This window comes from Nocardia sp. NPDC058640 (assembly GCF_042716995.1).
In the GTDB taxonomy this organism is placed as follows: Bacteria; Actinomycetota; Actinomycetes; order Mycobacteriales; family Mycobacteriaceae; genus Nocardia.
This window is the reverse complement of sequence record NZ_JBHXRG010000022.1, coordinates 89,747-96,307: the sequence shown is the minus strand read 5'-3', so window position 1 is coordinate 96,307 and position 6,561 is coordinate 89,747. Positions and strand designations below refer to the sequence as shown.

Annotated in this window: 6 protein-coding genes; 2 read left to right on the top strand and 4 right to left on the bottom strand. The window is 68.2% G+C overall.

The window, feature by feature from the left end:
• Positions 1 to 137: 137 nt before the first annotated feature.
• The 3 genes from ACFWU5_RS21580 to ACFWU5_RS21570 form a co-directional block, all read right to left on the bottom strand.
• Positions 138 to 1,301 carry a M20 family metallopeptidase gene (locus tag ACFWU5_RS21580; protein WP_379247207.1) on the bottom strand — a complete coding sequence of 388 codons (1,164 nt, stop codon included), beginning with the start codon at positions 1,299 to 1,301 and terminating at the stop codon, positions 138 to 140.
• A 125-nt stretch (positions 1,302 to 1,426) separates the two neighbouring features.
• Positions 1,427 to 2,629: a M20 family metallopeptidase gene (locus ACFWU5_RS21575; protein ID WP_379247197.1), complete on the bottom strand. Its 1,203-nt coding sequence runs from the start codon at positions 2,627 to 2,629 to the stop codon at positions 1,427 to 1,429.
• A 49-nt stretch (positions 2,630 to 2,678) separates the two neighbouring features.
• On the bottom strand, positions 2,679 to 3,380 hold the full coding sequence (locus tag ACFWU5_RS21570; RefSeq protein WP_379268414.1) for an enoyl-CoA hydratase/isomerase family protein: 702 nt from the start codon (positions 3,378 to 3,380) through the stop codon (positions 2,679 to 2,681).
• Between the two features lie 93 nt (positions 3,381 to 3,473).
• Here ACFWU5_RS21570 and ACFWU5_RS21565 point away from each other — a divergent pair, with 93 nt between their 5' ends.
• Together ACFWU5_RS21565 and ACFWU5_RS21560 are read left to right on the top strand one after the other, a co-directional pair.
• Positions 3,474 to 4,253 carry a purine-nucleoside phosphorylase gene (locus tag ACFWU5_RS21565; protein WP_379268412.1) on the top strand — a complete coding sequence of 260 codons (780 nt, stop codon included), beginning with the start codon at positions 3,474 to 3,476 and terminating at the stop codon, positions 4,251 to 4,253.
• A complete protein-coding gene (locus ACFWU5_RS21560) occupies positions 4,254 to 5,762 on the top strand; it encodes a phospho-sugar mutase (RefSeq protein WP_379268410.1) in 1,509 nt (502 codons plus the stop codon).
• 37 nt (positions 5,763 to 5,799) lie between these two features.
• Here ACFWU5_RS21560 and upp read toward each other — a convergent pair whose 3' ends face one another.
• Complete coding sequence (upp, locus tag ACFWU5_RS21555; RefSeq protein WP_379247190.1) at positions 5,800 to 6,423, bottom strand: uracil phosphoribosyltransferase; 624 nt, start codon at positions 6,421 to 6,423, stop codon at positions 5,800 to 5,802.
• Between the last annotated feature and the right edge of the window lie 138 nt (positions 6,424 to 6,561).

Here is a 6,561-nt window from a genome sequence, read left to right as displayed (position 1 = left end):
GCCTCCAGCAACGGTGGCTAACTCGCGGCCCCTCAGGGGCCGCGCTCGAGCGCGCCAGCGCTCCAAAAACACAGCCTCAAACAATCCGGGACCACCAAAACCCTGAGGCTTTGCCAACCCCCCGGTGCCACGAACCCCTACGCCTGCAAAACGATGTTGGTCAAAGTCCGAACCCCCACCGCCAACGCCCGCTCATCGATATCGAACGTCGGCTGATGCAGATCCAACTGCTCCCCCACCCCCGACCACACCCCGAGCCGAGCCATCGCGCCGGGCACTTCCTCCAGGTACCAGGAGAAGTCCTCCCCACCACCGGACTGCGCGGTGTCGGCCAACGCGTCCTCGCCCATCGCCAACACCGCGTTCTCGAACATCAACGCCGACGTCGGATCGTTGACCACCGGCGGCACGCCACGCTTGTAGTTGAGCTGATACCGCACGCCCGTGGGCGCCAGTAACCCGTCGACGATCTCGCGCACCAGCGGTTCCAACAGCAACCACGTCGCGTGATCCCCGGTGCGCACGGTGCCCGTGAGCATCCCTGTCTGCGGAATCGCGTTGGGCGCCTTGCCCGCGCTCACCGCACCCCAGACCATGACCGTGCTGGTCCGCGGATCGACCCGACGGCTCAACAATCCGGGCAGACCCGTGATGACCGTCCCGATCGCGTACACAAGATCGCTGGTCAGATGCGGCCGCGAGGTATGCCCGCCGGGCGAATCCAACACCAACTCGACCGTGTCAGCAGCCGACGTGATCGCGCCGGTGCGCGAACCGACCTTGCCGACTTCCAGTCGCGGATCGCAGTGCAGCGCGAAGATCCGGTCCACCCCGACCATCCCACCGGCGGCGACCACGTCCAGCGCACCGCCGGGCATCACTTCCTCGGCGGGCTGGAACACCAACCGCACCCCCACCGGCAGCTTGTCCTGCGCTTCGGCGAGCGCGAGCCCGGCGCCCAGCAGCACGGTGGTGTGCGCGTCGTGCCCGCAGGCGTGCGACACGCCCGGCACCGTGGAGGCGAAGGTCAGGCCGGTGAATTCCTGCATCGGCAGCGCGTCCATGTCGGCGCGCAAGGCGATGCGTCCACGGTCGGTGGGCCCGAAATCGCAGATCAGGCCGGTGCCGCCGGGCAGTACTTCCCAGCTCAACCCGGCCTTGGTCAGCCAGCCCGAGACGAACTCCGTGGTGGCGAACTCCGCGCGCGACAGTTCGGGATTGGCGTGGATGTGCCTGCGCCATTGCACCAGGTCACCGGTGTGTTCGGCCAACCACGCGTCGACGATCTCGGTTCCCGACATCAGAGTCTGTTCGGTGACCGGCACGGTCGGACACGCCGCGGTCTCGCGCGTCATCGACGGGGCACCTACACCCATCGATAGCGCGTCGGAGCCTGCGCGTGCGGTGTCCGGATGGCCGGAAATACTCACCGAATGTCCTCCTGTCGTTGGATCAGCTGTTGCAACAACCTGTCCCTGTGTACTTCATCGCCTGCTATGGCGACAGCGGTACGTGCCATCGCCAGCGCCCCGTCGAGCACGGCCCGGTCCGCCGAGGCGTTCACCGCGGCGGCGGCGAACGCGGGCTGATGGGTCGCGGCGCCACCGGCGTCGATGCCGATCACCGGGTGGATACCGGGGATGACGTTGGTGACGTTGCCCATGTCGGTGCTGCCCAGGGGCCGCAGCACCTCGAGCTCGGGCGCGATCGGCACCCGTCCCAATCCGGTGATCTGCGCGCGGTAGGCAGCGGAGAGAATCGGGTCGGGGGTGAGCTCGGTATAGGTGGGCGCGAGCGTCCGTATGTCGTGGGTGCAGCCGGTTGCCAGGGCACCCGCTTCGAAACAGGCTTTCGCTCGGCGCATCAGGTCGTCGAGGGAGCCGGAATCGGCCGCGCGCAGGTAGTACAGCAACTCCGCACGTCCGGGCACGATGTTGGGGGCTACGCCACCGTCGGACACTATACCGTGCAGCTGCTGACCGGGTCGCAAATGCTGCCGTAGCAAGCCCACAGCAACCTGGGTGACGGTCACCGCGTCGCCGGCGTTGCGGCCCAGTTCCGGCGCGGCGCTGGCGTGCGATTCGCGACCGTGGAACACCACCGCCAGGTCGGCCAGTGCCAGCGAGCGCGCGCCGACGATGTCGAAGGGGCCAGGGTGCACCATCATCGCCATCGCGATGTCGTCGAAGGCGCCCGCTTCCAGCATGAGCACTTTGCCGCCGCCGCTCTCCTCGGCGGGTGTGCCGAGCACGACCACGGTCAGGCCGAGCGCGTCGGCCACGGCGGCGAGTCCGATGGCGGCACCGACGGCGGACGCGGCGATGATGTTGTGCCCGCAGGCGTGGCCGATCTCGGGCAGCGCGTCGTATTCGGCGCAGATCCCCACCGTGAGCGGGCCGCTGCCGTAGACCGCGCGAAAGGCGGTCGACAGCCCCGCGACACCGGTGGTGACCGCGAATCCGCGTTCGACCAGCGGTGCGAGGACCTTGGCGACACTGCGCGTTTCAGCGAAGGCCAGCTCGGGTTCGGCGTGGATCGCGTGCGACAGCCCGATCAGCTCGTCCGAGGCGGCCAGGATCGCGGCGTCGGAGGCGGTGGCTGTGAGTTCGCCGGTGCGCGAGGGTGCCATGACACCAGTCTTGCATCAGTGTGTGACACCGGCGCACCGGCGAGTGACGTCAGCTGCCGAAAGGCAGGTTCTCCGGGGTGACCGGGGTGGCAAGCGCCGCGAGGGCCTCGGCGTGCAGCGCGGTCTTGATGATCGGGGTGATCGGCTTGCGCAGGCTGGTCAGCGCGGCGGCGCGGGCGATCGCGGTGGGCAGCACCTGGTCGGCGTCGGCCTTGGCGTCGGCGATGCCCGCGGCGATGGCCTCGTCGGCGGCGAAACGGTGGCCGGTGGTCATGGCCTGCACGCAGACCTGGTTGCTCAGTCGGCCCTTCAGCAGCCCGTTCATGCCGATGGTGAAGGGCATACCCAGGTGCACCTCGGGCAGCGACCAGAAGCCGCGGTCGCCGCGCATCACGCGGAAGTCGTGCGAGGTGGCCAGCATGGCACCCGCGCCGAACGCGTGGCCGTTGATCGCGGCGATCGTGGGCATCGGGAAGGTCAGCAGGCGGGTGTAGAGGGTGTGCACGCGGTCGAGGTAGCCGTGGATCTTGTCCAGGTTGCCGAACACGTAATCGGTGTCCAGACCATTGCTGTAGTACTTGCCGGTCGCGACGGTGACCAGCGCGGCGGCACCTTCGGACGCCTCGACCTCGTCGAGTGCGGCGTGGAAGGACTCGATCCAGTCCGGCGAGAAACGGTTCTCGTTGTCGACCTCGCCCTCGTTGCCGAGGTACAGGACGAAAACATCACCAGAGCGCTCCAAATACGGCATACAGGCAGAATAAACCGCGACCCGACGTCGGCGTTACTCGCGGGTAGCCAGCGCCGCGCGACACTTGTCGGCGGACCGCAATACACTCTCCACATGACTGCCGAACAGGCCGCTGCGGCGATTGCCGAACGTACGGGAGTGCCACGTCATCGCGTGGCCGTGGTGCTGGGATCGGGGTGGCAGGAGGCTGCCGCCGAGATCGGGGCGCCGCACGCCTCGATCCCCATGACGGAATTACCGGGCTTCGGTAAACCCAGTGCGCAAGGACACGGCGGCATGATCCATTCGCTGACCGTGGGCGACAACGAGGTGCTGATGCTGATGGGTCGTCAGCATCTGTACGAGGGGTACACACCGCAGCAGGTGGTGCACCCGGTGACCGCGGCGATCGCGGCGGGCGCGGAGATCGTGCTGCTCACCAATGCCGCGGGCGGGATTCGGCCCGGGATGCAGGTGGGTGAGCCGGTGCTGATCTCCGACCATCTCAACCTCACCGCACGTACCCCGCTGCAAGGTGCGCGGTTCGTCGACCTGGTGGATGCCTGGGATCCCGAATTGCGTGCCCTGACAAGGGAAATCGACCCGAGTTTGTCCGAGGGCGTGTACGCCGGGCTCACCGGGCCGCAGTACGAAACGCCTGCCGAGATTCGCATGTTGGCCACGATGGGCGCCGATCTGGTGGGCATGTCGACGGTGCTCGAGGCGATCGAGGCGCGTTCGCTGGGCGCGAAGGTGCTGGGTATCTCGCTGGTGACCAACATGGCCGCGGGCGTGACCGGCGAACATCTCTCGCACGCAGAAGTGCTGGCCGAAGGACAGGCCGCGGCGCCGCGACTGGGCAAGCTGCTGCGCGGGATTCTGGAGCGCGTGTAGATGTTGCGCTTCGGGACCGCGGGCCTGCGTGGACCGTTGCGCGAGGGCCCGGACGGTATGAACGTGACCACGGTGTCGCGGGCCACGGCCGGGTTGGCCGACTGGTTGCGGCAGCGGTGTCTGGGCGGTGGGGCCGTGGTGGTCGGGCGCGATGCGCGCCACGGGTCGGCGGAATTCGCTACGGCCACGGCGGAGATCTTCACCGCGGCCGGGTTCGCGGTGACGGTGCTGCCCGATCCGGTGCCGACCCCGGTGGTGGCGTTCGCGGTGCGGGAATTGGGTGCGGTGGCGGGGGTGCAGATCACCGCCTCGCACAATCCGCCTGCCGACAACGGGTACAAGGTGTATCTCGACGGTGGGTCGCAGTTGATCTCGCCTGCCGACAGCGAGATCGAGAAGTGCATCGAAGCGGTCGTCGAACCTGTTGCGCGGGAGGCTGTTTCGACCTCCGGTGGCGACCTGGTCGATCGGTACGTCGCGCGCGTCGCGGAGTTGCCGGGCCTGCTGGGTGGGGCCGGTGAGCGGGCGCCGGTGCGGATCGCGTTGACCGCGATGCACGGTGTCGGTGGTGAGATCGCGGTGCGTGCGTTGGCCGCGGCGGGGTTCACCGATGTGCACGTGGTCGACGAACAGTTCGCCCCCGATCCCGACTTCCCGACGGTGAGCTTTCCCAATCCGGAGGAGCCCGGCGCGGCCGATCTGCTGCTCGCGCTGGCCGCCCGTATCGATGCCGATGTGGCGATCGCGCTGGATCCCGATGCCGACCGCTGTGCTCTCGGCGTGCAGGGTCCAGAGGGTTGGCACATGCTGCGCGGTGACGAAACCGGCGTGCTGCTGGCCGATTACGTCCTACGCACCTCCCCCACCGACCCGCTGGTCGCCACGACCATCGTGTCGTCCCGCCTGCTGTCGAAGCTGGCGGCCGCGCGCACGGCCCGCTACGCCGAGACCCTCACCGGCTTCAAATGGCTGGCCAGGGCCGGCGAGGGCCTGGTGTACGCCTACGAGGAAGCCATCGGCCACTGCGTGGACCCCACTAAGGTCCGCGACAAAGACGGCATCTCCGCCGCCGTCGCCGCGGCCGACCTGGTCTCACTACTGAAGGCACAGGGCAAGACCCTGCAGGACGAACTCGACTCCTACGCCGTCGAATTCGGCCTCCACGCAGGCGCCCAGGTCTCCCTACGCCTGCCCGACCAGGCAGCCGCGAGCGCACTGGTGGCGACCCTGCGCGCCGCCCCGCCCACCGAAATCGCAGGCACCCCCGTGACTTTCACCGACCAGTCACTGATACGCGGCCCCCTGCGCACCGACGCCCTGATCTTCGACGCCACCGACTTCCGCATAGTCGTGCGCCCCTCAGGCACCGAACCAAAACTCAAGTGCTACCTGGAGGTTTTCGCCCCGGTCACCGACGATGCGGCCCTGCCACAAGCACGCATCGCCGCCGAAGACCGACTTGCCGCATTGGCCGACTACTGCCGATCCCTCGACACAGTGGCGCGCTGACCTATTGCGGTGCAACGGTTCTCGCGCTCGGACTGATTCAGCGGGGGCCGAACTGGCGGTCGCCCGCGTCGCCCAGGCCGGGGACGATGTAGGCGTTCTCGTTGAGTTTTTCGTCGATGGCGGCGGTGATCAGGCGGACCGGTAGGCCCGAGGCTGCCAGGGCGGCGACGCCTTCGGGGGCGGAGACCACGCAGACGGCGGTGATGTCGGTGGCGCCGCGGGCTACCAGCAGTTCGATGGTGTGGCGCATGGAGCCGCCGGTGGCCAGCATGGGATCCAGGACGAACACGGGCAGGCCGGTGAGGTCGGCGGGTAGGGATTCGAGGTAGGGCACCGGTTCGTGGGTGGTTTCGTCGCGGGCGATGCCGACGAAGCCCACGCGCGCTTCGGGGACGAGTTCGGCGGCGGCGTAGACCATGCCGAGGCCTGCGCGCAGCACGGGTACCAGCAGGGGCGGCGAAGCCAGGCGGACGCCGTCGGTGACCGCGACCGGCGTGTCGATCGGGGTCAGCACCACGGGCGCGTCGCGTAGCGCCTCGTACATGAGGATGCCGGTGAGATCGGCTAGAGCATTGCGGAAGGTGGCGTTGTCGGTGCGCGCGTCCCGCATGGTGCTGAGCAGAGTCGCGGCGAGTGGATGGTCGACAGTGTCGGTGCGCATGAAAAGACGATAGGGTCGCCAAGCGCTTCGCGCCTACGACCGCTGGGGAAAAAATTTCGCGGACGAGGGAACCGAATGCGGAGTCGGTGCGTCCAAGATAGTGAGTGACGTACTCTGCCCGGGAACTGACACGAATGG